The 25,742-nt window shown below is 70.2% G+C and carries 27 protein-coding genes; 10 read left to right on the top strand and 17 right to left on the bottom strand.

Annotation, left to right across the window (positions count from 1 at the left end; genetic code table 11):
* Nucleotides 1-410: 410 nt before the first annotated feature.
* Complete coding sequence (locus ACH4S8_RS01965; protein ID WP_398389956.1) at nt 411-836, top strand: STAS domain-containing protein; 426 nt, start codon at nt 411-413, stop codon at nt 834-836.
* Between the two features lie 92 nt (nt 837-928).
* Nucleotides 929-1,501, top strand: a complete 573-nt coding sequence (locus ACH4S8_RS01960; protein ID WP_398389955.1) for a hypothetical protein — start codon at nt 929-931, stop codon at nt 1,499-1,501.
* A gap of 158 nt (nt 1,502-1,659) precedes the next feature.
* Here ACH4S8_RS01960 and ACH4S8_RS01955 read toward each other — a convergent pair whose 3' ends face one another.
* From ACH4S8_RS01955 to ACH4S8_RS01940, 4 genes are all read right to left on the bottom strand, one after another.
* Complete coding sequence (locus ACH4S8_RS01955) at nt 1,660-2,898, bottom strand: PP2C family protein-serine/threonine phosphatase (RefSeq protein WP_398389953.1); 1,239 nt, start codon at nt 2,896-2,898, stop codon at nt 1,660-1,662.
* A 1,003-nt stretch (nt 2,899-3,901) separates the two neighbouring features.
* Nucleotides 3,902-4,258 carry a PRC-barrel domain-containing protein gene (locus ACH4S8_RS01950; protein WP_398389951.1) on the bottom strand — a complete coding sequence of 119 codons (357 nt, stop codon included), beginning with the start codon at nt 4,256-4,258 and terminating at the stop codon, nt 3,902-3,904.
* The gene (locus tag ACH4S8_RS01945; protein ID WP_398389949.1) at nt 4,255-4,662 is read right to left on the bottom strand and encodes an ANTAR domain-containing protein; all 408 of its coding nucleotides are present in this window, start codon (nt 4,660-4,662) and stop codon (nt 4,255-4,257) included. The genes ACH4S8_RS01950 and ACH4S8_RS01945 overlap by 4 nt, the downstream gene beginning before the upstream one ends.
* A gap of 83 nt (nt 4,663-4,745) precedes the next feature.
* Nucleotides 4,746-5,024: a hypothetical protein gene (locus ACH4S8_RS01940; protein ID WP_398389947.1), complete on the bottom strand. Its 279-nt coding sequence runs from the start codon at nt 5,022-5,024 to the stop codon at nt 4,746-4,748.
* A gap of 389 nt (nt 5,025-5,413) precedes the next feature.
* Between ACH4S8_RS01940 and ACH4S8_RS01935 the strand changes: the two genes are divergently transcribed.
* The 6 genes from ACH4S8_RS01935 to mgtA all read left to right on the top strand — a co-directional run bounded on the left by ACH4S8_RS01935 (nt 5,414) and on the right by mgtA (nt 13,286).
* Nucleotides 5,414-5,626, top strand: coding sequence for a hypothetical protein (locus ACH4S8_RS01935; RefSeq protein ID WP_398389946.1), 213 nt, complete (start codon nt 5,414-5,416; stop codon nt 5,624-5,626).
* Between the two features lie 829 nt (nt 5,627-6,455).
* Nucleotides 6,456-6,689, top strand: coding sequence for a hypothetical protein (locus tag ACH4S8_RS01930; protein WP_398389944.1), 234 nt, complete (start codon nt 6,456-6,458; stop codon nt 6,687-6,689).
* A gap of 35 nt (nt 6,690-6,724) precedes the next feature.
* Nucleotides 6,725-7,504, top strand: a complete 780-nt coding sequence (locus tag ACH4S8_RS01925) for a GAF and ANTAR domain-containing protein (protein WP_398389942.1) — start codon at nt 6,725-6,727, stop codon at nt 7,502-7,504.
* Nucleotides 7,505-7,535: 31 nt separating this feature from the next.
* The gene (locus ACH4S8_RS01920; protein WP_398389940.1) at nt 7,536-8,261 is read left to right on the top strand and encodes a GAF and ANTAR domain-containing protein; all 726 of its coding nucleotides are present in this window, start codon (nt 7,536-7,538) and stop codon (nt 8,259-8,261) included.
* Nucleotides 8,262-8,286: 25 nt separating this feature from the next.
* Nucleotides 8,287-10,695 carry a phosphoketolase gene (locus ACH4S8_RS01915; RefSeq protein ID WP_398389938.1) on the top strand — a complete coding sequence of 803 codons (2,409 nt, stop codon included), beginning with the start codon at nt 8,287-8,289 and terminating at the stop codon, nt 10,693-10,695.
* Nucleotides 10,677-13,286 carry a magnesium-translocating P-type ATPase gene (gene mgtA / locus ACH4S8_RS01910; RefSeq protein ID WP_398389936.1) on the top strand — a complete coding sequence of 870 codons (2,610 nt, stop codon included), beginning with the start codon at nt 10,677-10,679 and terminating at the stop codon, nt 13,284-13,286. The genes ACH4S8_RS01915 and mgtA overlap by 19 nt, the downstream gene beginning before the upstream one ends.
* A gap of 77 nt (nt 13,287-13,363) precedes the next feature.
* Here mgtA and ACH4S8_RS01905 read toward each other — a convergent pair whose 3' ends face one another.
* The 4 genes from ACH4S8_RS01905 to ACH4S8_RS01890 form a co-directional block, all read right to left on the bottom strand.
* Entirely contained in the window at nt 13,364-14,365 is a 1,002-nt protein-coding gene (locus ACH4S8_RS01905) for a slipin family protein (RefSeq protein WP_398389934.1), read from the bottom strand.
* A gap of 277 nt (nt 14,366-14,642) precedes the next feature.
* Nucleotides 14,643-14,831, bottom strand: coding sequence for a hypothetical protein (locus ACH4S8_RS01900; RefSeq protein ID WP_398389932.1), 189 nt, complete (start codon nt 14,829-14,831; stop codon nt 14,643-14,645).
* 571 nt (nt 14,832-15,402) lie between these two features.
* Nucleotides 15,403-15,840 (bottom strand): DUF5994 family protein, encoded by a 438-nt coding sequence (locus ACH4S8_RS01895; protein ID WP_398389930.1) that lies wholly within the window; start codon nt 15,838-15,840, stop codon nt 15,403-15,405.
* Between the two features lie 33 nt (nt 15,841-15,873).
* Complete coding sequence (locus ACH4S8_RS01890; RefSeq protein ID WP_398389929.1) at nt 15,874-16,875, bottom strand: acyl-CoA desaturase; 1,002 nt, start codon at nt 16,873-16,875, stop codon at nt 15,874-15,876.
* 464 nt (nt 16,876-17,339) lie between these two features.
* Here ACH4S8_RS01890 and ACH4S8_RS01885 point away from each other — a divergent pair, with 464 nt between their 5' ends.
* A complete protein-coding gene (locus ACH4S8_RS01885; RefSeq protein WP_398389927.1) occupies nt 17,340-17,918 on the top strand; it encodes a DUF5994 family protein in 579 nt (192 codons plus the stop codon).
* 90 nt (nt 17,919-18,008) lie between these two features.
* On the opposite strand, the gene ACH4S8_RS01880 is transcribed toward ACH4S8_RS01885, so the two are convergent.
* The 3 genes from ACH4S8_RS01880 to ACH4S8_RS01870 are packed head-to-tail and all read right to left on the bottom strand — an operon-like array spanning nt 18,009 to nt 19,821.
* Complete coding sequence (locus tag ACH4S8_RS01880; protein WP_398389925.1) at nt 18,009-18,755, bottom strand: ANTAR domain-containing protein; 747 nt, start codon at nt 18,753-18,755, stop codon at nt 18,009-18,011.
* Nucleotides 18,756-18,760: 5 nt separating this feature from the next.
* Nucleotides 18,761-19,462, bottom strand: a complete 702-nt coding sequence (locus ACH4S8_RS01875) for an ANTAR domain-containing protein (RefSeq protein WP_398389923.1) — start codon at nt 19,460-19,462, stop codon at nt 18,761-18,763.
* 11 nt (nt 19,463-19,473) lie between these two features.
* Nucleotides 19,474-19,821: an STAS domain-containing protein gene (locus ACH4S8_RS01870; RefSeq protein WP_398389921.1), complete on the bottom strand. Its 348-nt coding sequence runs from the start codon at nt 19,819-19,821 to the stop codon at nt 19,474-19,476.
* Between the two features lie 489 nt (nt 19,822-20,310).
* Here ACH4S8_RS01870 and ACH4S8_RS01865 point away from each other — a divergent pair, with 489 nt between their 5' ends.
* The gene (locus tag ACH4S8_RS01865; RefSeq protein WP_398389919.1) at nt 20,311-21,351 is read left to right on the top strand and encodes a fatty acid desaturase family protein; all 1,041 of its coding nucleotides are present in this window, start codon (nt 20,311-20,313) and stop codon (nt 21,349-21,351) included.
* Between the two features lie 351 nt (nt 21,352-21,702).
* Here ACH4S8_RS01865 and ACH4S8_RS01860 read toward each other — a convergent pair whose 3' ends face one another.
* From ACH4S8_RS01860 to ACH4S8_RS01835, 6 genes are all read right to left on the bottom strand, one after another.
* Nucleotides 21,703-22,200: an SRPBCC family protein gene (locus ACH4S8_RS01860; RefSeq protein WP_398389917.1), complete on the bottom strand. Its 498-nt coding sequence runs from the start codon at nt 22,198-22,200 to the stop codon at nt 21,703-21,705.
* A gap of 134 nt (nt 22,201-22,334) precedes the next feature.
* Nucleotides 22,335-22,631 (bottom strand): DUF6479 family protein, encoded by a 297-nt coding sequence (locus ACH4S8_RS01855; protein WP_398390693.1) that lies wholly within the window; start codon nt 22,629-22,631, stop codon nt 22,335-22,337.
* Nucleotides 22,632-22,854: 223 nt separating this feature from the next.
* Nucleotides 22,855-23,304: a hypothetical protein gene (locus tag ACH4S8_RS01850; protein ID WP_398389915.1), complete on the bottom strand. Its 450-nt coding sequence runs from the start codon at nt 23,302-23,304 to the stop codon at nt 22,855-22,857.
* A 167-nt stretch (nt 23,305-23,471) separates the two neighbouring features.
* The gene (locus ACH4S8_RS01845; protein WP_398389914.1) at nt 23,472-24,494 is read right to left on the bottom strand and encodes an iron-containing redox enzyme family protein; all 1,023 of its coding nucleotides are present in this window, start codon (nt 24,492-24,494) and stop codon (nt 23,472-23,474) included.
* Nucleotides 24,494-24,781, bottom strand: a complete 288-nt coding sequence (locus ACH4S8_RS01840; protein WP_398389912.1) for a CDGSH iron-sulfur domain-containing protein — start codon at nt 24,779-24,781, stop codon at nt 24,494-24,496. Before ACH4S8_RS01840 ends, ACH4S8_RS01845 begins: the two co-directional genes overlap by 1 nt.
* Complete coding sequence (locus ACH4S8_RS01835) at nt 24,774-25,454, bottom strand: HemK2/MTQ2 family protein methyltransferase (protein ID WP_398389910.1); 681 nt, start codon at nt 25,452-25,454, stop codon at nt 24,774-24,776. The genes ACH4S8_RS01840 and ACH4S8_RS01835 overlap by 8 nt, the downstream gene beginning before the upstream one ends.
* Nucleotides 25,455-25,742 lie beyond the last annotated feature (288 nt).

The raw sequence follows: 25,742 nt of genomic DNA, 5'->3' as shown, positions 1-25,742 counted from the left end.
ATCTTCGTGACCTGGCGCGAGTGAATCCGCCGACCAGTACGACTGCTCCGGGCAATTCCCGTACACGCAGGACACGGATACACCCGCGCGGCACATGTCCAGGCGTCGCCCGGGTACGAGGAGCGGACCGGCTTCCGGCCGTCCGCCGGACCGGATCGAGGACTATGCTGCTGTGCGGACGTCCCAGACCCCGGCGGCTTGTCGTTGTCCGACACGGATGGCTGCGGGGAGCGGACTCTTCGTCTGTGACCCGGCGCATCCCTGGAGGGAACCGGGCGGGTCCGGTGCGCTGTCGGACCCGCCGTAGCTCCCCTCCGCCGAACGTACGCCCCGCCGACGGCGCGTCATGAGGGCCCGGATCCCCGGCGTCACCGCGCCCGCTGCCGGATGGTCCACCGAACCGAGGCATCATGCCCCTCCCGCAGCTCACCGTCTGCCGCCATGACCGAGGACAGCGCGTACTGATCACCCTGGCCGGTGAGATCGACCTGGAGTCGGCCCCGCTGGTACGCACGGCACTGGCGCGATGTCTGAGCGACGGCATCCGCACCATCGACATCGACCTCGCCCCTGTCACCTTCTGCGACTGCACCGGCCTCAACGTCTTCCTCCACGCCGCGCAGCAGACCACCGAGGCCGGCGGGACCCTGCGACTGCACCACCCGCCACCGACACTGGACCTGATCCTCCGCCTCACCGGCTCCGGGTTCCTGCTCCCCGACGTTCCGCTCGGGCATCCGTCACCTCCGCTCGGGGACGTCCCGGCCCCGACGGCCCAGCCCCCGCGGCACCGGACCGTTCCGCTGGTTTCTGTGCTCTCGGTGGATGTGCGGTGACGGCCCGGTCGGGGCGGGGGCAGCCGCGAAAGCCCCATGGCAGCGAACCGTCCACCATGGAAGCGGTCCGGTTACGTCGGGTGAACCGCGGGTTGGCACAGGACCTGAGCGGGAAGCTGACAGATCTGTACGTGGACTCCCACGAGACATCATCGCGTCCTGACGCGTACTGCCGTCCCAGCCGCCGGCACTTTCTGAACCGCCTCACCGCCGACATCCGCCGGCCGGGCTTCGCCATGGTGATCGCGGAAACGGACGGCCTGGTGGGATGCGCCTTCGGATTCCCGATACGCAGCGACGGCTTCGGGTGGATCGGGTTCCACGGGGCCCTCCCGCGCGGCATCGAGCAACTCGCAGCGTCCGGCGGCGTCTTCGCGATCACCGACATCCTGGTCCCCCCGCACCCGCAGGACGCGTACGTGGCCCGCAGGTTGCAGGAGCGGCTGCTGGCCGACCACCCGGCGTCACTCGGCGCCACCCTGGTGGACCGGGCCGATCGCCCCACCCTCGCCACGCTCCGCTCCTGGGGATGGCTGGACGCGGGAGAGTTCTGGCAGCCGACCAGCGCCACGCTGCTCCGACTGCTGGTCCTTCCCATCGGCAAACCAACCGCCTTGAGGCCGGAGGGACTTGCGCACAATGCCTGGACACGGTGGCCCGGGTGAGGCCCGACAGCCGGTCGACCCGCATCCAGGCGCTGCTCGCCGAGCAGGCGGCCCCGCGTGGTGCCTGGATCGGTGTGGTGTACGGGTGCACCGCGGCGAGCCGTCCGTTGTGCAGCACAGCGACCGTGCCGCTGCCTTCTCCCCCCGCCCGCCCGGGGTCAACGCCCTGGCGTGATCCCTCCCGTCCCCGACGGTTGTGAGGCGTCGGCGAGGTCGGCGCCGGTGGCGGCGTCCCGCTGAGAGTGGCCGGCGCCGTGCCAGTCCAGGCACATGACGGTCGCGTCGTCTTCCAGGTGGCCGTGGTCGGCGTCGACGATCGCCCCGATGAGGGCACGCGCGGCTTCGCGGGGATGCAGTGCGCGGCTGCGGACGATCAGGTCCGGCAGGTCCAGGCTCTTGGCGTTGCGCTCCAGCATGCCGTCGGTCAGTATCACCAGCCGGTCACCCGGCCGCAGGTCCAGCGACTGCACCTGGTAGGTGCGAGGGGCATGGAAGCCGAACGGCATATCGACCTGCGGAACGATCTCTCGTACCTGGCCGTCCCGCATCCGCAGCGGCCAGGGGTGGCCGGCGTTGACGAACTCGGTACTGCCGTCGAGCAGACTGATCCGCAGCAGCTGACCGGTGACATAGCCCTCACGGCCGTGTTCCCGCACAGCCAGGTCGGCTTCGTGGGCCTGCTCCTCAAGGCTCGCACCGGCCCGCCGTGCCCGGCGCAGGGCCCCCACCACAAGGGTGGCCAGGAGTGCGGCGTCGACGTCGTGACCCATGGCATCGGTCACGGAGAGTTGGACGGTGTCCCGGTCGATCACGTAGTCGAAGGTGTCACCCCCGACGTGGTCGGCAGGCTCCAGCGCGCCGGCGACCGCGAACTGCGCCGCCTCGCACGCCAGCGACGCCGGAAGCAGCCGGTGCTGGATCTCCGCGGCCAGGCTCAGCGGGGTGGTGCGCCGGCCCCACTGGTAGACGTCGGTGAACGACCGGTTCGCGATGACGATGTACGCCAGCGCGTGCGCGGTCTCGCCGATCTCCCGCATCGTCTCCGCGTCCGGAGCTGCGGGCAGGAACAGTTCGAGGAGCCCGATGGCGTCCCCGCGGTTGGTCACCGGGGCGACGATCCGCACCAGCGCGCCCTCGCCCTTGTTCTCCACGCTCGGCAGTTGGGTGCGGATCACGTCGTCGTACACGGTGCCCCGCAGCGTGATGCGCCGGGCGGGTTCGTCGGTGTCGACGCTGCCCGCCGCCCCCAGCCGTACGACGGAACTGCCGGTGAAGTCGATGATGAGGAACGACACCGACGCGGCCCCGAGATGTTCCTTGAGCAGGCGCGCGACCACGTCGAGCGATTCCACGGGCGCCGCGGCTTCCGCCGCCTCCAGCGTCCCCGCCAAAGACATCGCCCTGTCCCCGCGACTCCCGTCCCCGGAAGGGCGGGAGTCGCGCCCGCCGTCCCGCCCTCTCGAGGTCACAGCGACTCCTCACTGCTCATGGAGGGCACCCCCACGCACAACCGAACCCTCACGGATCCGAACCTCAGCTCTTCTTGTCGGACGAGAGTTCAATGGTGAGCGGGGTGTCCTTCTGTCCGGCCGCGGCGGCCGGCCGCTTCGGGCCGAGCAGACCGGGCACGCCCTGGACCGGAACCGATCCGGATTCTGTCGCCGTGGACCGGGGCGCACCGGACCTTACGGATCATCCGGAGAGCCTTGCCACTTGCGGCATATTACGCGAACAAGATCACCCATGAGCAGCAAATAAAAAAGCGAGGAGCGACCGCTCACCCCGATGGAGTAAAGCGCGATTGAGTAAATTCAATTCACGTTTACGATCATCCGACATTCCCCCTTGAAGCGGTCACGCGAAATCGCCGCCGGGTGGGGGTGTGATAATTCGCCATCAATTCACTCGGCTCTGTCGGTGAACGGCGACAGAGCCCTCACGGGCTCCTGCGACCGCACCGACCGGCCGACGGTGACGATTCAGCCCGAGGCGTCCGACGGCACGGCCGCAGGGCGACGGATGCGGGCGTGCAAGCCGACGTCACCCGTAGGCCCTGCCCTCGGTGCCGGATGGATCACGCAAGCCATGGAGAGCGTGATTGATGCGACGCCCGGGAAAGTACGAGCCGCGCCACCCGCAGTATCATGGACGGTGGGTTGGCTCACTCTCACGTGCAGCCGCCCGGAAGGGCGACTCCGGCGTGTTTGCGCCGGAGTCGTTGTCGCAGCCGCACTGGCGGTCCCGGCCAGGCCGCAGCCTTCCTGCGGTTCGAGAATCCCGACGGCCGACGCCGCATCCTCCGTCGAAGTGAAAGCCGTCGACAACCGCTGTTGTTCACAGGGCGAGACCACCCGGTGCACGGTGTGTTCCTCAGAACGCGGTCACCTTCTCCAGGAGCGGTCAGCGGCGCGCCAGTTGCCGTTCGCCGGCTGCACCGGGCTGGTAGGCGAGTCCGTAGTGCTTGAAGATCGCTTCCTCCTGCTCGGCGGGCAGCACGTCGTCGGTGCCGATCGAAGGAGCCTCCCTCACGAGTGCTTTGACATAGCCGACCCTGAGATAGTCCGGCCCGGCGATCGCGTCCGCCAGGGGGACGAAGACCAGCCGGTGCCGCGTGGGCAGCCCGATGCGAACCGTGGCCATGGCCGGCTCATCCGTGGTGGTGTCCACATACACCGCCTCCAGGACACCTATCTTGTGCGCATGCGTATCCACGACATCGCGGTCACGCCACTCTCGGACATCGGCTGCATGAATCATGACCTGCCCCTTCCGGACGGCTCATCCGCCGGTGCCGTGTCGTCGCACCCTCGGCCTTCCGCGTAGAGCCGCCGCAGCGCACGCCGCAGCTCCCGCTGCATCAGCCGCGAGAGCGGCTCGCCCTCCCAGGTGGCGACCAGAGCCGCGGCCACGTCCGCAAGTTCGGTGTCGCTGTGCCGCGAGATCTCCACCAGCAGGCTCCTGGCCGGACCACGGCGGCAGGACGCCAGGATCATCACCATGCCGCAGGCCTGGTCGACGACCGCACGCGCACCCAGCGCCCGTCGCAGCCGATCGATCTCGGCGCGCAGCGCCACGACATCCTGACCCGCCTGGCCCCTCTCCACCGAGGCTTCGGCTTCCATCCCCCACCAGCCCTTCGGAAGCGTGGCTGTGCGATGCACGGCATCCACCTCTCCTCGTTCTTCGCACGCCCGGTGCGGCCGAAGGCCGACGGAAACTTCTTGCTGCCAGGCCGGTTCACCGGTCACCCGGGGCCTTCGTGATCCCGACGGTCCTCGCGCCTCCAACGCGCCCGGTTCTGACGGCTGTAGCGGCGGTCCCAGCGGTCCTGACGGTCCCGGCGCTGCTCGTAGTCCCGGTAGCCCTCGAGATCGGAACCGTCACCCCGGATCCAGCCTCCTCCGCGATCGCGGCCGAAGCGGGTGGCGCCGAAGAGCAACACGGCCGCGGCCACCCACCAGAGGGGGTTGAGAAAGCCGAGGCCGAACAGGACCAGGACCAGGGCGATGAGCAGAACGAACACGGCGGGCCTCCCCGGACGGAACAAACCATCCACGCCGGGGGCCAGGGCCTGTCCAGAACAACATACTCTTCCCGAGAGGTCGCGGACAGCGCCCGCGTACGCGGCTTCCGACGGAATCGGCCGCAACCGGATGGCCACTTGACACCTGTCCGGGGAGTACGGCGAGGGCTAACGTGCGTGGTACGGCCCGAGCCCCCGGCAGCGTCGATCACCGCTCGCGCTCCTTCGGGGGCGCACCTCACGCATCAGTGCCGGACTCCGTCCCGTCACCGACGGGCCCCTCCGGCAACCGCCGTCGCCACTGGACCCTGGCACGGCATCGATGCACCCCAGACGGGCACCCCTGTGCTGTCCGCCGCGTCGCACGCACACCACCGCAGGCGGTACACATGTACGCGCTGATCCTTCCGGCTTCGACCCCCTTCGTCCTGCTCGCCGCCGTGATGGGCCTGTCCTGGTGGGAGGACCGCATCCTGCCGGCGCCATCGGCCGAGCCGGTGAACACTCCCGCCGAGGCTCCGTTCGCCCCAGCGGCCTCTGCCCGGCTCGCGGAACTCCCCCTTGTCGAAACTGCGTTGGCAAAGGAGACAGCCGGGCATTGACCGACGGCACGGCGCAGGACCGACGCCGCGGCCGTCGGCGTGATCGCGGCGGGCACGGCGCAGGCCGAGCACAACTCGCCGACCACTCCCACTGAGCGCGGAGGCGGGTGGGGCTCCTTCGGCGGTGCGGACGGTGCGCCTGCCCGGCTGATGGTGTTTCACCTGCCATCAGCGACCCGGCACGGCATGGGAGCCGCCCGAACACCGCCGTGCAAGCATCGTGGTGCCCGTCCCCCGGACAACCGAGACACCGGCCTCGGGACTATGCTGCGTACGGACGTCCCAGACCCCGGCGGCCACAACTACTTGGCCCACATGCCTGCGGAGGGCGGATCACCCGTCCGCCCACCCCGAGGGAACCGGCTGGGTCCTACGCTCCGGAACATCGGCTGCCGGATCGGTCATTCACCTGCCTGCACGACCGTACGACCGTGCCGGGTACCCGGCACGGTCTCGTGAACCGAGGCATCCCCCCATGGGTATTCCACCCGTCCTGAACGCCCACCGGCGGCACAGACGACCGGGCGCCGGTCACCGCTCCCCCTTCCTCGCCCTTCCTGATTTCTTCGCCGGAAGCCGACAGCACTCCACGGCTCCCTCCCGTGCGTCAGCCTGCGCACCGAGCTCGCCCCGGCGCCGACTGCTCTCCCGGGCGGTGTGCTGTGAAGGCCCCTGCCGGGCCGATCCGGTCGCGGGGCACGCAGACCACCAGTCGCTCACCCCGCGCACGACACCCCTGAGCCAGGTCCGGCTCGACTGCCGGCAGGTCATGGAACCGCGGGAGGACCTGGCGGCCCCGCACGCGCGGGGCCGGTACGAGGCCCGGAGGTTGCAGGAACGGCTGCTCGCCGAGCACCGGGCATCGCCCGGTGGCACCCTGGCGGACCGGCCTGACCGGCCGATCCTGGCCACTCTTCGCTCCTTGGACCGGACGGACGTCAAAAGCTTCCGCAAGGCGGCCGACAGCGCCTTGTTCCTGACGCTGATCGTCCCTTTGGAGGTGCAAACGGCAGCGAGGCCGAATGTGCTCGATCACCATGCCTGGACCGGGTGGTCGCCGTGATTCCCGGCAACCGGCCGGCTCGGATCCAGACTCTCGTGGCCGAACAGGCGGCTCTGCGCGGCGCCCGGGTCGGCGTCCTCGACGTGTGTACGGCGGCGGTGGCCGCACTGCCGGTCGGCGGGGCCGGGATGTCCGCGATGTCCCGCGACCGGGCGAGCCATCCGCTGTGCAGCACCGACTCCGTCAGTCAGCATCTGGAAGAGCTCCAGCTCACCCTGGGCGAAGGACCGTGCGTGGACGCCTACGTCCTCGGCTCGACGGTCCTCTGCCCCGACCTGTTGGCCGGTGAACTCCAGCGGCATTGGACGGTGTTCGCCGACGCGGCCCTGGAAGCCGGTGCCAGAGCGGTCTTCGCCTTCCCCCTGCGGATCGGGGCCGTCAGCCCCGGCGTACTCGACCTGTACTCCAGCAGCTCGGTCGAGCTGAACGCGGAGGAGGTGGCCGATGCGATGGCTTTCGCCGACGCTGCCACGTTGATTCTGCTCGATGCCCGGATCAGTGAGACGGGTGTCCCGTTCGACACCCACGAGCCCGGCACCGACGCGGCAGGCACCGACCGGCTCGGCGCCGCGCCCTTCGACGACCTGGGCGGAAACCGCGCCGAGATCGACCAGGCCACCGGCATCCTCATGGTTCAGCTCGACGTCGGCTTCGAGGAAGCCTTCATCCGGCTGCGCGCCCACGCGTACGCCCGAGGGACACGGATCTCGGCGGTCGCCGCCGACGTGGTCGCCCACCGGCTCCGTCTCCCCCCGGACCCGGCTCCGTCCGACATCCGACCGCCGGAGGCGCGCCCCCGCGACGAGGAGTCCTGATGCTCACCCCCCAGACACAGAGGTGTGCACGATGAAGGAACAGTTGATGGCCCGGACGTTCGTCGAGCTCGCCGACAATCTCGTCGCCGACTTCGACCTCATGGACTTCCTGCGCCTGCTCACCGACCGCTGCGTCGACCTGCTCGACGCGAGCGCGGCGGGCGTCCTGCTCGCCGACCATGACGGCGTACTGCGCGTCATGGCCGCCTCCGACGAACGGGTGCGCCTCCTGGAACTCTTCCAGCTCCAGAACCACGAAGGCCCATGCCTGGACTGCTTCCACACCGGAGTCGCGGTCTCCGTCCACAACCTGCGTGGCGAGGCAGCCCGCTGGCCCCTGTTCACCGCCCAGGCTCGGCGCAGCGGCTTCACCGCCGTCCAGGCGCTGCCCATGCGCCTGCGCGACGAGGTCGTGGGCGCCCTCAACCTCTTCCACACCACCCCGGCACCCATCAACCCCGCCGCCGCCCCCTTCGCCCAGGCCCTCGCCGACGTCGCCACCATCAGCCTGCTGCAACAACGCACCGCCAAGCGCAACACCTTGCTCAACGAGCAGTTGCAGACAGCCCTCAGCAGCCGCGTCCTGATCGAACAGGCCAAGGGAAAACTCGCCGAACGCCGCCACACGGACATGGAACAGGCCTTCACCACTCTGAGGGCCTACGCCCGCTCCCACAACCGCCGCCTCTCGGATGTCGCCCGCGCCTTCATCGACGAAACCGAATTCCTCCCCGGCCTCAGTCCCCGAAGTTTCTGAGCGACCTCTTCAAGAAGGGTCCGTCATGCCACTCGACCCCCCTCGCGAGACCTCCCTCGACACCCCTGCCGGCATCGACGACATCGCCGAGGAGGAACTGAGCTCGCTGGACGCCCACTGGCGAGCGGCGAACTACCTGGCCGTCGGTCAGATCTACCTCCTGTCCAACCCTCTGCTGACCGAGCCGCTGGCTCGTGAGCACGTCAAGCCGCGGCTGCTGGGGCACTGGGGCACCTCGCCGGGACTGAACCTGGTTCACACACACCTCAACAGGGTCGTGAAGGCAAGGGACTTGGACGCGATCTGTGTCTGGGGGCCAGGTCACGGCGGGCCCGCCGTGGTGGCGAACTCCTGGCTGGAGGGCAGCTACACCGAGACGTATCCGGACATCACGCGGGACGCCGCCGGCATGGCCCGCCTCTTCCGGCAGTTCTCCTTCCCGGGCGGCATCCCCAGCCATGTCGCGCCCGAGACCCCCGGATCGATCCACGAGGGTGGCGAGCTGGGCTACTCCCTCTCGCACGCGTACGGAGCCGCGTTCGACAACCCGGGGCTCCTGGCGGCGTGCGTGATCGGCGACGGTGAGGCCGAGACGGGCCCGCTGGCCGCGTCCTGGCACTCGAACAAGTTCCTCGACCCGGTACGGGACGGGGCCGTCCTGCCGATCCTGCACCTCAACGGCTACAAGATAGCCAACCCGACGGTCCTTGCCCGGATCCCGGAGCCCGAACTCGACTCCCTGCTGCGGGGATACGGCCACGAGCCCCTTCACGTCACCGGGAAGGACCCCCGCGCCGTCCACCAGGCGATGGCCCGCGCCATGGACGAGGCGCTGGACCGTATCGCCGCCTTCCAGCACGCCGCCCGCACGCAGGGCACCTGCGAACGCCCCCGGTGGCCGATGATCGTCCTGCGCACGCCCAAGGGCTGGACCGGACCGGCCGAGGTCGACGGCCTCCCTGTGGAGGGCACCTGGCGGGCGCACCAGGTGCCGCTGCCGGCCGTACGCGAAAACCCGGACCACCTGCGGCAGTTGGAACGATGGCTGCGCTCCTACCGGCCCGAGGAACTCTTCGACGAGCACGGACGCCCCCGAGCACAGGTCCTGGCCTGCGTCCCCGACGGCGCGCACCGCCTGGGCACCAACCCGCACACCAACGGCGGCCTGCTGCTGCACGACCTGCCCCTCCCGCCCCTGGAGCGGTTCGCCGTCCCGGTCGACAAGCCCGGCGCGACAGCGCATGAACCGACCCGTGTCCTCGGCGACCTGCTGGCACGGGTGATGGCCGACACGGCCGAGCGGCGGAACTTCCGGCTGGTCGGCCCGGACGAGACGGCCTCCAACCGCCTGCAGGCCGTCTACGAGGCGAGCGGCAAGGCGTGGGAGGCCCAGGTACTGCCGACGGACGAGCACCTGGAACGCGGCGGCCGGGTGATGGAGATCCTGTCCGAACACACCTGCCAGGGCTGGCTGGAGGGCTACACCCTCACCGGCCGCCACGGACTCTTCTCCTGCTACGAAGCCTTCGTCCACATCGTCGACTCCATGGCGAACCAGCACATCAAGTGGCTGCGCGTCGCCCGCCGGCTCCCCTGGCGCCGCCCGATCGCCTCCCTCAACTACCTGCTCACCTCGCACGTGTGGCGCCAGGACAACAACGGCTTCTCGCACCAGGACCCCGGTTTCGTCGACCACGTACTCAACAAGTCGCCCGAGGTCGTGCGGGTCTACTACCCCCCGGACACCAACACCCTGCTGTCCGTGGCGGATCACGTGCTGCGCAGCCGCGACTACGTCAACGTCGTCGTCGCCGGCAAGCAGCCCTGCTTCGACTGGCTCGACCTCGACGCCGCCCGCGCCCACTGCGCCCGCGGCGCCGGGATCTGGTCCTGGGCCGGCACCGAGTCCGAGCACGGCGAGCCGGACGTGGTGCTCGCCTGCGCGGGCGACGTACCCACCCTCGAAGTGCTGGCCGCCGCCTCGCTGCTCCGTCTCCATCTGCCCGAACTGGCGGTACGGGTGGTCAACGTCGTCGATGTGGCCCGGCTGCTGCCCGCGGAGGAACACCCGCACGGCATGTCCGAGAGCGAGTACGACGCACTGTTCACCCCCGGCAAACCGGTTGTTTTCGCCTACCATGGCTATCCCTGGCTGATCCACCGGCTCGCCTACCGCCGCGCCAACCACCCTCACCTGCACGTGCGCGGCTACAAGGAAGAGGGCACCACCACGACCCCGTTCGACATGGTCGTACGGAACGACCTCGACCGGTACCGGCTGGTCATGGACGTCATCGACCGGGTGCCCGGGCTCGCGGTCCGGGCGGCGGCGCTGCGGCAGCGGATGGTCGACGTCCGTTACCGCCATCACGGCTGGATCCGCGCCCATGGGACGGACCTGCCCGAGGTGGCCGAATGGACCTGGAGCCAGTGACCACACGGGTGACGGAGATGCGGGTGGGGGACGCCGCCGCCGAAGACGCGACGGCCGTACTGGCCGCGCTCGCGAGCCGTCCCGAGGGCCTGTCGGGGGGCGAGGCGGCCGTACGGCTCACGGCCGTCGGGCCGAACGCCGTACTCACGCACCACGTGCGGGTCCTTGCGCTCCTCGGGCGGCAGCTGCGCAGCGCCCTGCTGATCCTGCTGGCGGTGACGGCCGGGGTCTCGTACTTCTTCGGCGAGCGGACCGGCGCGATCATCATCGCGGGGATCCTGGTGCTGAGCGTGACACTGGGATTCGTCAACGAGTACCGGGCGGAGAAGGCGGCACAGGCCCTGCACTCGCGGGTGCGCCACACGGCCGTCGTGGTCCGGGACGGTACGGCCACCGAGGTCGATGTGACCGAACTGGTGCCGGGCGATGTCGTACGTCTCACGCTGGGGCAGGTGGTACCCGCGGACCTGCGCCTGCTGGAGTGCACCGCGTTCGCCTGCGACGAGAGCGTCCTCACCGGGGAGTCCGCCCCCGCCGACAAGACCCCGGAGCCGGTCGCCGCGGGGGCGGCGCTGGCCGAGCTGGCCTCCTGTGCGCTGATGGGGACGGTGGTGCACGGGGGCGGCGCGAACGGAGTGGTCGTCGCCACCGGGGGCCGTGCCGAGTTCGGGCGGATCGCGCTGGAGCTGGGAGAACGGCAGCCGGAGACCGACTTCCAGGCGGGGCTGCGCCGCTTCTCCATGCTGCTCCTCAAGGTCGCCGCCGCCCTCACCACGGGGATCTTCGTCATCAACCTCCTGTTGCACCGGCCGCTGCTCGACGCCCTGCTCTTCTCGCTGGCCATCGCGGTGGGCATCACCCCGCAGCTGCTGCCCGCCGTGGTGAGCACGAGTCTGGCCACCGGTTCACGACAGCTGGCCCGGCGCAAGGTCCTCGTCAAACGGCTGGTCTGCATCGAGGACCTGGGCGACATGGACGTCCTGGTCACCGACAAGACCGGCACGCTCACGGAGGGCCGTATCCGTTTCGAGACGGCCCTCGACCCCGCCGGCACGCCCTGCGACGCGGTGCTGACGCTGGGTCTGCTGGCCACCGAGGGCGATCTCGACCAGGTGGGCGGGAACGCGCTCGACATCGCGCTGTGGCAGGCCACGGACACTCCTCCGACCGGTCACGACCGGCTCGCGCTGCTGCCCTTCGACCACGACCGGCAGCTCGGCTCCGCGCTCGTCGAACGCGCGGACGGCAGCCGCCTGCTCGTGGCCAAGGGGGCGCCCGAGGCCGTCCTGGCCCGCTGCGCCGACGTGCCGGAGGAGGCCGCGGCGGTGCTCCAGGAGCACTTCGCGTCGGGCAGCCGGGTCGTCGCCGTGGCCACCAGGGACGCCGCCGGACAGACGTCCCTCAGCGCCACCGACGAGTACCGTCTGTGCCTGGCCGGCTTCCTGGTCTTCCTCGACCCGCCGAAGACCGGTGCCGCCGCCTCGCTGAAACGTCTGTCGGACCTCGGCATCACCGTCAAGATCTGTACGGGCGACAACGCGCTCGTCGCCCAGAAGGTCTGCGCCGACCTCGGCCTGCCGCCCGGCCGTGCGCTGACCGGCCGGGACATCGCGGAGCTTGACGACGACCAGCTGACCAGGGCTGCCGAGACCACCACCGTCTTCGCCCGCGTCTCGCCCCAGGACAAGGCCCGGGTCGTACGGGCGCTGCGGCGCCGGGGCCGGGACATCGGGTTCCTGGGCGACGGGGTGAACGACGCGCCGGCCCTGCACGCGGCCGACGTGGGGCTGTCCGTGGACACCGCGACCGACGTGGCCAAGGACGCGGCCGACGTCCTGCTCCTGGAGAAGGACCTCGGCGTGCTCGCCGACGGGGTCGCCGAGGGCCGCCGGATCTTCGCCAACACCATCAAGTACGTCCTGATGGGGACCTCCAGCAACTTCGGCAACATGTTCAGCGCGGCCGGAGCCTCCCTGGTGCTGTCCTTCCTGCCGATGCTGCCCTCGCAGATCCTGCTCAACAACCTCCTCTACGACGCCGGGCAGTTGACCATCCCCACCGACCACGTCGACCCGGAGCAACTGCGCGCGCCCTCGCACTGGGACATCGCCTTCATCCGCCGTTTCATGCTCTTCTTCGGGCCCGTCAGCTCCGTCTTCGACTTCCTCACCTTCGCGGTCATGATCGAGATCTTCCACACGGGCGCCGAGCTGTTCCGCTCCGGCTGGTTCGTGGAGTCCCTCGCCACGCAGGCGCTGGTCGTCTTCGCGATCCGCACCCGCCGAGTGCCGTTCTACCGCAGCCGGCCCAGCCGCCCACTGATGGTCAGCGCCATCGCTGTCTCCGCCGTCGGCGTGACGCTGCCGATGTCTCCGCTCGCGGGGCCGCTCGGTTTCCAGGCCCTGCCGCTCGGACTCCTTCTCACCCTGGCACTGATGGTCGTGCTCTATCTGGTACTCATCGAGGGCGCCAAGCACGTCTTCTACGCCCGTACCGACGCGCGAGCGGCGCATCCACCGGTGCGCCACCGCACGCGCCGCCACCGCGTCCAGCGCCGGGCGGCCCGCTTCAGCCACCCTGGATCGCTGTGACCCCGGTGACGTATCTGTCACCGGGGTCACAGCGGGATCACGCGACGCCGATCCGCGTCACCCCGGCGGCGGAGCGGTCAGCCCTTCAGTGACTCCTCCGCGTCCTTCCGTGTCGGCCAGTTGTCCCGTCGCTCCCGAGCCACCTCCGCACGGCTGCCGATCCGCGTGCCGTTGGAGCCGACCCGTTCTCCGCTCAGCGAGAGGGAGGGTGCGACGGCCGGTCCCGGGGTGGCGGGTTCGGGGATCACGACGCCCGCGGGCGCCGCGGGGCGCCGGGCGCTCCGGTGCGTGACCCATCCGTCGGACGCGCCGCCGGTTTCCCTGCTCTGGTGCTCGAAGAAGCGGAGCATCTCCACGGGGAACGGCATCACGAGGGTGCTGTTCTTCTCGGCGGAGACGTCCACCACGGTCTGCAGCAGGCGCAGTTGGAGGGCTCCGGGGGTGTCGGCCATGGTCGCGGCGGCGTCGGTCAGCCGCTGCGACGCCTCGAACTCTCCGTCGGCGGCGATGACCCGGGCACGGCGTTCCCGCTCAGCCTCGGCCTGCTTGGACATCGAGCGCATCATCGACTCCGGAAGGGCGATGTCCTTGATCTCGACGCGTTCGATGCGCAGTCCCCAGGGCTCCTCCGTGGGGGCGTCCATCACCTTCTTGAGTTCCGCGTTGATGTGGTCGCGGTCGGAGAGCAGCGTGTCCAGGTCCGCCCTGCCGATGACCGAGCGGAGCGATGTCTGGGCGATCTGGGAGACGGCCGCGGGATAGTTGCGCACGTTCACCAGGGCTTTGACGGGGTCGATGACCTTGAAGTAGACGACCGCGTCGACGGTGAGTGTCACGTTGTCGGCGGTGATGGACCCTTGCGGCGGGATACCGAGGACCTCGGTCTGTACGGACACCTTCCGCATCCGGTCCCCGATCGGCCGGATGACCCGCAGGCCCGGCCCGCGGATGTCCGGCAGCAGCCGCCCGAAGCGGAACACCACGCCCTTCTCGTACTGCTGGACGTTGCGCACGCTCAGGGCGAGCAGGACGAGCCCGGCCACGGCGAACACCGCCAGCACAGTGATCAGAACACCCATGGTTCCCACCTTCCTTACGTCGATGACGGCCCCGGACCCGAGCGGTCCTGGAGGCTCACGGCACGGGAGGACCCCGGCCTGTCGTCCGTGACGCGGCCGGGGTCTCGGGCTGCTGTCGAGGGGTTGCCGGTTCTCGGGGCCACGTGTCCGCGGCCGGCACCGGCTTTTGAGGTTGCGCGTCGGCCGACCCTCGAGGTCGCTCTCCGACGGTCACCGCACGCGGTCGCAGGTCCCGCGCTCGGCTGTCGTGTCCATCCGCGGGACCGCGGTCCTCGTCTCACGTCGCCGGAGCGGAAACGACCGGGATCTGCGGGCGTACTGCCTGCGCGTGGACCACTTGCTCCCCTTCGGAGTCCCAGGCCGCCTGAACGGCCGGGTCGGTCTTCGAGACCATGCGCAGGCTCGCCGCCTCCCCCATCAGCCGGCCCGCGTGCGAGGAGCGCAGGCAGTCCCTCCCGGCGGCCATCAGCCAAAGAGCCGAGGCGGGAGTCGGCTGTGCCCGCCCACGTACGGGCACCGAGCCCGGGACAGCCGGCCGGTAAGGGTGGTCCGCCCGGTCACCGGTGACCCGACCCCACAGCGGATCGAGCACGGCCGTCGGCGAGGAACCGAGGGAAGCGGAAGGCGTCCGGAAGGACGAAGAGGAGGGCGCGCTTTCGGGGATCGGTGTGGAAGAAGCGGTCGTATTCATGGCACGGACCCGGCTCCGGACCGACCGCAACCGGCCCGAGGTGATCAAATCGCCGAAAGCGACACGGACATGGGGGCCGGTGCGCGAAATACCCTCGGTAGCACCGAGCGTACTCCGCCGAGGGGCCGGACGGACTCCGCGTCCGGACAGCACGGCTGCCGCAGGACGGGAACGAGAACCCCGCCCGGCCGTGGTCATCGCAGCACCACCGGCCTCCACCGCTCCGGGCCGTGCCGCTCGGTGCGGAACCGAAGGCGCTGACGGCCCTCGACCGGTGCGGTGACAACACCCTGACCCGCGGCACCCCTGGGTGCCACGGGCCAACGGCCGGTCCGATCAGGGACGGTCAACGAACAGCGGTTCCCGGCCCCAGGCTGTCCATCACGTCGGTGTCCACGCCGTCCGTGAGCCACCCGGCCTCCGCCTCCGTGGCCGCGGGCGGTACGACCAGCAGGTCCCATCGGCCGCGGCCGGGCGCCAGCAGGCAGACGGTGGACGGGGCGTGCTGGCTGGTCGTCCGGCGCAGGCGTACCACCTGGTCGGCGACGAGCAACCGCCCGGGGAACGGGTCCCATACGGCCTCGTCCACCAGGACGCTGCTGACCTGCCCCCAGGCAGGCGGCAAGGCACCCAGCAACCGGGGCAGTTCGGACGTCAGATCGGTCGAGCGGGGCCACCAGGCGCCGTCGATGCGCCGCGGCATGTGGCCCTGTGCAGGTTGGGCCGCCAGGCGCAGGCGGACGCCGGACGTCGAGGAGAGCGGGGGCGGGGGAGCGAGTGTCATGAGAACTCCTGCGGGGGACACGGTCGATCGGGTTCACGCGCGGCGCGCGGCGATACGGTCCGGGGTGGGCCAGCGCACGTCGCTGACCCAGTCGAGGCGTTCGAAGAGGCGGATGACGGCGGCGGAGGGGTCGAGCTGGCCGCGGTCGACGCCGTGCCGGGCGCTGGTGGGGTCGGCGTGGTGGAGGTTGTGCCAGCTCTCACCGAACGAGAGCAGGGCCAGAGGCCACACGTTGGTGGCACGGTCATGGCGACGGGTGCGGAACGGACGCTCGCCGATCACATGGCAGAGGGAGTTCACGCTCCAGGTGACGTGGTGGAGCAGGGCGATGCGGACAAGTCCCGCCCACAGCAGGGCAGTCAGAGCGGACATCCAGGTACCGCCGATCAGGCCGCCCACGGCGAAGGGGAGGACGAGGGTGAGCACGCACAGAGCCGGGAAGGCCCGGGACACGACCCGGATGTCGCGGTCGGCGACGAGATCGGGAGCGTAACGCGTGGCGGACGTGGGGTCGTTGCGGAACAGCCAGCCCACGTGGGCGTCCGCCAGGCCCCGCAGCTGGCCGCGTACAGACGTGCCGTAGCGGTAGGGAGAGTGCGGATCGCCCGGCCGGTCGGTGAAGGCGTGGTGGCGGCGGTGGATGGCGACCCAGCCGATCACGTCGCCCTGGAAGCTCATCGACCCGGCCGTCGCGAGCGCGATGCGCAGTGGCCGTGCGGCCCGGTAACTGCCGTGGGTCAGGCCCCGGTGGAAGCCGACTGTGATGCCGAGGCCCGTGACCGTGTAGAGCACCACGGCGAGCAGGACGTCGGCAGGATGGATCAGGCGCCCCCACAACAACCAGCAGGCCAGGCCGAGTGCCAGGAACGGCAGGAAGACGATCAACGCCGTGACCGTCAGGGGCACCCGCTCACTGCCGGTGCGCTCGCGCGTCGTTCCACCGCGCGGGAAGGGTGTCCTCCCGTCGTACTCCACGAGCTGCGGGGCACTTTCCGGCTGAGCGGTGGACGGGGGACGGATGGACTGAAGAGACATGGGCGGTCCTTGACCTCGGTGACGACGGTGCGGCCGGGGTCTTGGGCTGCGCCTCTTCGACGGCGGTGGGTGGGTGCGGTCGGCGGGCGGTCCGCCGAAGTCGGGATTCAGAGTCCGCGGCGACCATGCGGACCTCCACCCGGCTCTGTCCGCTCGTGCGTGGTCTCGGAACGGGGTGGGTCGTGCGCGGCTTCGGATGTCATGGAGCGAACCTGCCCGGACCTGGGCGGCCCGCATCTCTGCTTGCGACGAGGACGAGGCCTGTGCGATCACCGGCGTACGACGTGCCCTCGACGCTTGCAGCGTACTCCTGCCGGTACGACAGCCGCGGCAGGACAAGGAGACGGAGTACGGTGGAGGCACCGAGGGCATTCCGCACACCGGCTTCCACGCCGGGTCGTTCCCGGCGATAGGTGAAAGCCGGGCCGCGACTTCGGTGGCGGCACCGGAGACAGGTCCTCATCATGACCGCGACCTTCGAAGCAACCCTGCCGCGGCTCGCGCCCGTCGCAGCTCCTCCCGCCCGTCTCGCCCTGAAGGCCGACGGCCCCTCCCGCGGGCTCCTGGACGGCGCCTGGTGGCCGCGGTCCCGCGATCTGCTGCGCGAACTGCCCGCACTGACCGATGCGTTGGACACCGTGTGGGGCCGCATCACCCGTATCGCCGTCAACCCCGAGCACTGGCCGGTCATCCCGGACGAGGTGCCCGTCAGCGGCCATGTCGTGAAGGTCGGCTGGTTCACTCCGGAGATCGACCCGCACAAGCTCCTGTTGTTGTCCTACGGCACCGGCCGCTGGGACCTGCTGGTGATCCCGCCCGAGACCGGCCCGGAAGCAGCCGCACGTCTGATGGCGGCGGCATCCGCATACGGCGGCCCGCCACTGACCGCGAGCGCGCTCATCACCGCCGACCGGGTGCCGCACGGCGTCTCCGTGCCCAAGCAGGTGCGGGAAGCGGAGACGGTATGGGAGTCCGAGGGCGGCGCCTCACAGGTCGGGACGGCTGTCTCGGAGCAGGCCAGCCGACTGATCATCGGTATGTGAGGTCGCACCGGCAAAACGTCCTCGGGGACCGCCACCCGGAATGCTGATCGACCGAAGCGGTCCACCCGACTTCGCCGGTGCCGGGGGCGGTCAGGGTGTCCGTGCGTCGAATGCGCGGATGACGTCCGTGTCCTGCGTGCCATCGGTGATGGCCCGGGCGAGCTCGGAGAGCTTGCGGCTGTGGGCACGGGCGTAGGCGCGGAAGATGCCGAAGGCCTCGTCGACGGTCATCTGCCAGCGCTCGGCGAGGACGCCTTTGACCTGTTCGATGACGATGCGGCTGTTGAGGGCGTACTGGAGCTGGTCGCGCTCGGCTTCGCTGTGCGCGAGCGTGCGCTGCTGGAGGATCGCGATGGTGGCCACGTCGGCGAGCGCCTGGGCCAGGTCGAGGTCCTGGGCGGCGAGGGGCGAGGGGTCGTTCTGAAAGAGGCTGAGCGTGCCGATGATCCGTCCGCGCAACCGGAGCGGCAGGGCATTGGTGGCGACGAACCCGATGTCCTGGGCGCTGCGGGTGAACTGGGGCCACCTCGCTGCCGCCTCGGGGTCGGTGAGGCTGATGCGGACGTGGGGCCGGCCGTCGCGGTAACACTCGACGCAGGGACCCTGGTCGTGCTGGAGCGCGAAGAGCTCCAGGAGCCGGGTGTGCTCGTCGGAAGCGGCCAGGAGGTGGAGCCGGTCGTTCTCGTCGGCGAGCAGGATGCCGACGGCTGCCACGTCCAGCAGTTCCACGCACCGCCTGGACAGGTTCTGCAGGAAGTCGATGACGTCGAAGTCCTCGATCAGGGAGTCCGCCACCTCGACGAAGACCTCGGTGAGCTGCTGGTTTCGGGGTGTCATGGAGATCAGTCCTCGTCTGCGTCGTCGATGACGTTCGTCGGGGGCAGCTCGGGGGCAAGCCGCAGACGTCTTGCCACGATGTCCTGGGCCGTATCGGTCAGGTTCAGATTGTTGCTGTAGGCGTGGGCGCGCAGCCTGAGCAGGGCTTCTGCCAACGGTACGGACAGTTGGACGCTGACCATGCCGGTCGCCTGGTGCAGGACCGCGTGGTGAAACGCCTGGTCCTCGTCGTCCGGTGATGACAGCAGCGGGAACCCGAGGTCCAGGACGCGTTTGGTCAAGGCAACCGCCAGTGCGTTGGCATCGTCACCCTGTACAAGTGTCAAGGGCCCGGGAACGTGCCTGACCAGAGTCAGTACCCCCAGTGTGATGGCCCCGATCCGCAGGGGGAAGCAGAAAACCGCCTGCACAGCCAGAATGGACGCCTCCGCCACGAGTCCGGGCCAGCGGTCCTCGCGCACGCGGGCCAGGTCGTGCACGCGCACCGCCGTTCCGGCGGCCAGACTGTCCGGTCCCGGCCCCTGACCAAGAGTGATCTGGAGGTCTTCGAAACTGTCCGAGACGGCGCCCGAGGACCAGAGGATCTCCGCCACGCCCGGTCCGCTGCCCGCACTGACCGAGATCCCGTCCACGCCGAGCAGCTCGGTCGCATCCACCACCGCGTCCGACCACGCATCGGTCTGGAGCAGGCGCAGGATCTTCGCCATACGGTCACTGATCATGCGGCGCCGCTGGATGGCAGGGAGAGTTCACCCGAATGCGGCTCAGCATGCGAATCCGCGGCAAGGAGGAATTCCGTACCGGTGATCCTCAGGAGCCGGCGCACGATCGGGGGCGGCTGATGCAGCCGCACGTGTGCCGCGGACCCCCCACGACGCTCGGCGGCGAGGAAAACGTTCAGGCTACTGGCGTCGCAGAATCGGACCGCGCTGAGATCGACGTCAATGCCAGTCATCTTGTAGGCGTGGCACACGGCAAGGGCCGCGCGTACGCCTGAGACGGTGGCCAAGTCGATCTCACCCCCCACGAAGACGGTCGCCCGGTCATCGCACCGGTTCAGAATCATCGTATGCACAACGGTGCCTCGGCTCCCCGACCCGCACCAGAACCAGAACAAGGTGCATGCGTGCGGGCAGGCTCGAAGGGAATGAGCAGCGAGCTCGCCGAGAGACAGGCGCTGCCACTGGCCGAGGAACACCTGGCACGCGCGGGAAGGGGGTCCGTGATCGGAGGCCTGCGCCGTCCATCGACAGGACGCGCCGGGGTCAGGGACGCACCCCCATCCTACTCACCGGTCCACGGTCGGCCGAGGTACCGGGCCGGCCGCTGCCGAGGTCCGGAAGCCTCTGCCAGGACTCCCCGGAGTCACCCTCGCGGCGGATCGAGGTGCGGGAAACGGTTTACGGGGTACACAGAGCACAGAACCAGCTATCTCGCACGCCGCAGAAGCCGCCTCCCCTGCGGAGACGACTGGGCCGTGACCCCGCCGACGGCAGCGTGGAGTGAACCCGGAGCGCGATGCCCCCGGGCTCCGTCCGCCGAAAGGGTCACGACCGTGATCGATGAAACCACTGTCCGTCCCGCGCCGAGTCCGGGAAGCGACTTCGCACGGCTGTCCAGGAAGATCGCCGACAGCGGTCTGATGTGCCGCCGCCCCGGCTACTACACCGTACGCCTCACCGCCGTGACCGCCCTGTACGCGGGCACCTGGACCGCCTTCGTCCTCGTCGGCGCCAGCTGGTGGACCCTGGTGGTCGCAGCGGTACTCGCCGTGGCCTTCGGCCAGGTCGCACTGGTGGCCCACGACATCGCCCACCGTCAGGTGTTCCGGCTGCGCAGGGCGAGCGAGACGTCCGGACGCATCGCCGGGAACGCCGGCATCGGCATGGGGTTCGGCTGGTGGCAGGACAAGCACACCCGGCACCACGCCAACCCCAATCACGAACAGCTCGACCCCGACATCATCCCGGACCTGATCGTCTGGACGCAGGACCAGGCCGACGTCGCCACGGGACTGCCCCGGCTGATCGGCCGCTCGCAGGCTTATCTGTTCTTCCCCCTCCTCACCCTGGAGGGCTTCAACCTGCACGTGGCGGGCGTCCGTTCGCTGGCGAACCACGCGCTCAAGAACCGGACGGCGGAAGGGGCCCTGCTGTTCGGACACTTCGCCGTCTACCTCACCGCGTTGTTCCTGGTGCTGCCGCCCGGCATGGCGTTCGCCTTCCTAGCCGTCCACCAGGGCCTCTTCGGGGTGTACCTGGGCTCGATCTTCGCCCCCAACCACAAAGGCATGCCGGTCCTCACCGGCAAGGACCGTCCGGACTTCCTGCGCCGCCAGGTCCTGACCTCCCGCAACGTGCATGGCGGTCGGTTCACCGACATCGCCCTGGGCAGCCTGAACTACCAGATCGAGCACCACCTCTTCCCGAGCATGCCGAGCCCGAACCTGCGCAAGGCTCAGGTCATCGTGCGTCGCTACTGCGAAGAGCTGGGCGTCGCCTACCTGGAGACCAGTCTGGTCGCTTCCTACCGGCAGGCCCTGCGCAGTCTCCACCAGGCCGGCGCTCCGCTGCGCCGTACCGGAGCTGCCGCATAGCGCCGACCGCCGCCACTCGCCGGGTGTGTACGCCGGTGGTCCGTCGCCGTCCTGCTGGACGCGGTGCGCTTCGTGGCGCGCGGCCCGCGGGCGTACCTCGGCGGCCCGGGAGGGGAGCCGGTGGAGCGACCGGCGGTGCGGAGCGGGCCGGTGCGCAGGGCTTCGAGCTACGGCGCCGGGTCCCCCTTGCGAGGCGGGAGCGAGCGCGACACAGGTGCCGGGGGGGGCCGGCAGACCGCGGTCGAGTACGGGGTGCGGCGTCATGGCGTGGCTCCGGCAGTCGAGGTCCTGGAAGCGCACAGAGCGAGCCCGTGGGCGGCCTGCGCCGGAGGTGAGTGGGGCTTCGGCTTCTCAAACCCGGCCGTCGGTTCCCGCGTCTCCGGCCATGGCCCGGCCCGTGGTACCCGATGCCGCCGAGGCAACACGCTCCACGGTTCGGGCGAGGCGGGGCAGCATGCTTCGGTGCCGCAACTGGATCAAGAAGTCGAGGGGCGCCGCGTGCAGAGCTCCTCCCGGTCCGCGCAGCGGGTGCTCGTCGACCAGGACCAACGCCTGTCCGCCCCAGGGGCGCACTTCGATGGCGATACGCGCCGTGCCCAAGCGGCCGCTGTCGGCCTCGAGCTCCAGCCAGCGGGGCGGTTCCGCCCGGCGGACCACCGTCCGCCCTTCGAGCGTCCATGGACCCAGGTCCACGCGATACGCCAGCTCCGCGTCGACCTGCGGCCACCGCGCGTCCAACGGCCACGAGGCAGAGGTCCCCACGACCCAGTCGGCGTAGAGCCGGGGATCCTCCAGAACCGCCCAGACGGCGTCAGGGGGCTGCTCGATCACTTGGTGTCGAATCGCCATGACAGAACCCTATAAATGGTAATGAATCGGTCAATACCGATGAGTACCCTTCCACGGCGGCATCATGTCGAGGCCGACTCTCGGACGTTGAGGCCGACTCGCATCGACGCGCCGTCCCGGCGGGACATGCCCCGTCAGGGGCCGCCCCCGGATCCGGATTCCCAGCGCGGACGCTCCTGCTTCTCGCTGCGTTTGCTGCCCGAGCTGTGGAGTTGGTACGGCGTGAGGCGTTCGCTCTCGTCCGCTGCCCGGGGTACCTCGTCCGGCTCGCGCATCTCCCTGGATTCATGCGCAGGACCGGACTTCGGCAGCGTGGGCTGCTCATGGGACCGGGGCGGACCCGGCTCACGCCGACGCGCCTTGATGCCCAACCGGACTGCCCACACCAGAGCTCCGACGATGAGCAGCCCGCCCACGAAGGCGCCGAGCATCCCGAATGCCGCGTCCGGCAGGGCGATTTCCCAGTATGTCGCTTTCATGGCTTGCGAGTACCCCCGTATACGAGGTCAAGACTCCGAGGCGGCGACGAGCCGGCCCGAGCCCGTCCGCACACCTGGTCCCGCGGTCCGCGACAGTGGGTGCACCCGGCCCGGTGGCCGAGTCCCGGGGAGCCGGACCCGTCCTCGATCACGGCCGACACGAGCTGGACTCGGCTCACTGGTCGGACGGTGGAGGTGTCGCGGCGTGGTGGGGGTGCTGGTGGGTGCGACGGGCCGTCTTGAGGCGGGCTTCCAAGAGGTGGTCCCGCCCGGCGGCCAGTTCGTCGACGATGTCGCCTTCCATCTCGGCGAAGGGCCGGTAGTAGGTCGAGTTGTAGGCCTCGACGATCTGGAACGTCCAGTGGCCGGGGATGACGTTGCGGCCGACGAGTTCGCGCTCGATCCGGGTCGCCTGCTCGTCGTGGCCCGCCTCGCGCAGCAGGCGGACCGCTTCGCCGAGCTCGAAGTCCGCCGTCCCGGTCAGCTGGTGGAACCCGTACAGGTGGCCGCGGGCCCGTTCCGTGGTCTCCAGAGCCTTCGAGAGCGCGCCCAGGGCGTTCACCGTCTCCTCGTCGACGTCCTCGGGCACCTGGTGCGCCGGATCCATCTCGCGGTTGCTGTCCATGATTGCTCCCTGCTCTGAAAACGCCTGGCGGAGCGGTCGATCGAGCCATGCGGCCCACGCGCGAAATGCCGGAGCCTCGCGGCATGGGCGCTCTGTCCGTCACGCGGTCCGCCCTCCTTCCCCGGCCTGTCCCGGGCAAGAGGTGTCGGGGGCTCCAGCGTTGGAGTTCACTGTCCACTGCGCGACGCGGGGACACGGAGGACGCCGCGTCCGTCCCGCCAGGCGGCGAGGAGCACGGCGCCGAGCCGGTCTTCCAGCAGTGTGGTGGCCTGGACGCCGAAGACGACGTCCGGCTCCAGTGCGGGCTCGCTCTCCAACAGGCCACCCACCACGTCGTGTCGTACCACCTGTTCGTGCACGGCGTCCGCCTCGACGTGCTCGTCGTAGAACCGGACGGCAGCGGGCCCGGCACCGGTGCGGCGCAGCGCCTTCGCCAGCCTGCGCGAGCCCGGTGAGGACGTCACCTCGACTGCGGCGAAGTGTCCGACGAGCGCGCCCCGCAATGCCCGGTGCAGCCCGAACAGGGACATCAGGTTCACCGTGGCGAGTGCCTCGGCCGGAGCGGCGTCGAGGTAGTGACCGTACGCCGTTTCCAGACCGAGGTCCTCCATGAGGTCGGCGAAGAGCCCGGCGTGGATCTCGGACGGGCGCCCCGCGCCGAATTCGTCGTACTCGACCGCCACCATCGCCGCCTTCGCGCGGCCGTGCAGCCGCGGGACGACCCAGGCGTGCGGGTCCGCCTCTTTGAGGTGATAGAGCGAGCGCAGCGCCACGTATTCCATCAACTGGCTTGGTTCTCCGTCGCGTTGGAGATAGTGCGAGACGCTGCCTCCGTCGTGGCCGACCGGCTCGATCTGCAGATCGTCGAGCGCCTTCTTCACCGGTACCGGACGGGGGACGTCGACGCGCAGAGCGGTGAGAAAACACTGTTCGAGTGCGCGACGCAGGGCCAGGAGTGCCGGGTCCCACTCGCGCTCTTCGTCCACGCCGTCGAACCCTTGGTAGTGCAGTTCGTACAGCACGTACAGAGCGAGCTGCAGATCGTCACCGTAGGGATCGGCGTCGGCCGCCCGTTCCGGCTTCGGTACGGGAAGTCCGCGAGCAAGAGCGGAGACGACGCCGGTGGACAGAGCGCCGCGCGGGGTGGGCAGGGGCGGGCTGCACAGTCGGGGCTCTTGCCGGTCGGACATCACGTGGCTCCCTCCGCCCCGGTCGCGCGACCGGTCGCGTCGTCGGGCTCGGATCGGCAGCCGGCGGACGGCCCGGCGGGCCCGGTCGTCTCACCGTCCGGCTTCACGCGGCGGCGGTGACTGGTGTCGCACCACGGGTAGGTGCGGCTGCGTCGACAGGTACAGACGGCGACGGTGAAACGGTGAGAGACGGTGACACTGCCGTCGTCTCCGATCACCTCGACCGGCCCCTCCACGAGCAGCGGCCCGTCGGGGTCGACCCGGACACGGCGCGGCCTTTCAGGCATGTTCGGCACGGATGACCACCAGCTCTTCCTCGGCCTCGTCGCCGAGCAGGCCCGTCCGGCGCAGCCACGGCAGACGAGAGCGCATGACCGGCCCGAACGGAACCATGGCCCTGTCCGTGACCGCCGCGGCCATGCCGGCGCCCGCCAGCCGGTCCAAGGTGGTGTCGACGCCGCAGAGCCCCGAATGGACCACGAGCAGGACGCCGGTGGGCCGCAGCACCGCGGGCGCGGCGTCACAGATGCGGTCCAGCAGGATGCGGCCGTCGTGTCCCGCGTCCCAGGCCCGAGCGGCGCCCTTACGAGGGAGGCGGCCATCGGGTGAGGGCACGTAGGGTGGATTGCTGATCACCAGGTCGTACGACTGACCCGCCACCGCGCCCGTGAGGTCGCCTCGGCGCACGGTGACGCGTCTCCGGGCGATCATCGCGTTGAAGCGCGCGGTCAGCACGGCTCGCCAGGAGATGTCGACGGCCGTGACCCGGGCTCCCCGTCCCGCCGCCTCCAGCGCCAGGGCGCCACTGCCTGTTCCCAGCTCCAGCACGCGGGTTCCGGAGCTCACGAACTCACGGTTCAGCGCCCGCGCCAGAAGACGCGTGTCGTGCTGGGGGCGATACACCCCGGGCGGCGCCAGCAGGGGATGAGGTACCGACGGGGTGAACGTCTGGGTGGTCACTGCCTGCCTCCGATGTACGGAAATCCCGTATCCCGTGGGACGACCTGGGCCCTCCCCTCGCGTATGCCGGGCCGCCGAGGAATCTGCCGGGTGTGCCGAGGACCGAGGAGGGGGACGCTTCCCGCGTCCGTGACAACGGCGTTCTGCGGTCGGCTCTCCGTCGGGGCGAGTCCTGTCCCTGTCGGCACTCGGGTCCCGCGGCCCTCATCGCCCTGAGTGCCCGCGAGACGGTGATCCACACGTCGCCGGCACGATCGCGCGTGATCCACGGCAGGCCGGGACTTTCGG

Source organism: Streptomyces sp. NPDC021080 (assembly GCF_044333225.1).
Classification (GTDB): Bacteria; Actinomycetota; Actinomycetes; order Streptomycetales; family Streptomycetaceae; genus Streptomyces.
This window is presented reverse-complemented; position numbering and strand designations above follow the sequence as displayed.

Bases quoted from the DNA above. Each gene is read 5' to 3' on its own strand.
- ACH4S8_RS01965 (WP_398389956.1), top strand. From the start codon at position 411: ATGCCCCTCCCGCAGCTCACCGTCTGCCGCCATGACCGAGGACAGCGC.
- ACH4S8_RS01955 (WP_398389953.1), bottom strand. From the start codon at position 2,898: ATGTCTTTGGCGGGGACGCTGGAGGCGGCGGAAGCCGCGGCGCCCGTG.
- ACH4S8_RS01950 (WP_398389951.1), bottom strand. From the start codon at position 4,258: ATGATTCATGCAGCCGATGTCCGAGAGTGGCGTGACCGCGATGTCGTG.
- ACH4S8_RS01935 (WP_398389946.1), top strand. From the start codon at position 5,414: ATGTACGCGCTGATCCTTCCGGCTTCGACCCCCTTCGTCCTGCTCGCC.
- ACH4S8_RS01920 (WP_398389940.1), top strand. From the start codon at position 7,536: ATGAAGGAACAGTTGATGGCCCGGACGTTCGTCGAGCTCGCCGACAAT.
- ACH4S8_RS01915 (WP_398389938.1), top strand. From the start codon at position 8,287: ATGCCACTCGACCCCCCTCGCGAGACCTCCCTCGACACCCCTGCCGGC.
- mgtA (WP_398389936.1), top strand. From the start codon at position 10,677: ATGGACCTGGAGCCAGTGACCACACGGGTGACGGAGATGCGGGTGGGG.
- ACH4S8_RS01905 (WP_398389934.1), bottom strand. From the start codon at position 14,365: ATGGGTGTTCTGATCACTGTGCTGGCGGTGTTCGCCGTGGCCGGGCTC.
- ACH4S8_RS01900 (WP_398389932.1), bottom strand. From the start codon at position 14,831: ATGGCCGCCGGGAGGGACTGCCTGCGCTCCTCGCACGCGGGCCGGCTG.
- ACH4S8_RS01895 (WP_398389930.1), bottom strand. From the start codon at position 15,840: ATGACACTCGCTCCCCCGCCCCCGCTCTCCTCGACGTCCGGCGTCCGC.
- ACH4S8_RS01890 (WP_398389929.1), bottom strand. From the start codon at position 16,875: ATGTCTCTTCAGTCCATCCGTCCCCCGTCCACCGCTCAGCCGGAAAGT.
- ACH4S8_RS01885 (WP_398389927.1), top strand. From the start codon at position 17,340: ATGACCGCGACCTTCGAAGCAACCCTGCCGCGGCTCGCGCCCGTCGCA.
- ACH4S8_RS01880 (WP_398389925.1), bottom strand. From the start codon at position 18,755: ATGACACCCCGAAACCAGCAGCTCACCGAGGTCTTCGTCGAGGTGGCG.
- ACH4S8_RS01875 (WP_398389923.1), bottom strand. From the start codon at position 19,462: ATGGCGAAGATCCTGCGCCTGCTCCAGACCGATGCGTGGTCGGACGCG.
- ACH4S8_RS01870 (WP_398389921.1), bottom strand. From the start codon at position 19,821: ATGATTCTGAACCGGTGCGATGACCGGGCGACCGTCTTCGTGGGGGGT.
- ACH4S8_RS01860 (WP_398389917.1), bottom strand. From the start codon at position 22,200: ATGGCGATTCGACACCAAGTGATCGAGCAGCCCCCTGACGCCGTCTGG.
- ACH4S8_RS01855 (WP_398390693.1), bottom strand. From the start codon at position 22,631: ATGCTCGGCGCCTTCGTGGGCGGGCTGCTCATCGTCGGAGCTCTGGTG.
- ACH4S8_RS01850 (WP_398389915.1), bottom strand. From the start codon at position 23,304: ATGGACAGCAACCGCGAGATGGATCCGGCGCACCAGGTGCCCGAGGAC.
- ACH4S8_RS01845 (WP_398389914.1), bottom strand. From the start codon at position 24,494: ATGTCCGACCGGCAAGAGCCCCGACTGTGCAGCCCGCCCCTGCCCACC.
- ACH4S8_RS01840 (WP_398389912.1), bottom strand. From the start codon at position 24,781: ATGCCTGAAAGGCCGCGCCGTGTCCGGGTCGACCCCGACGGGCCGCTG.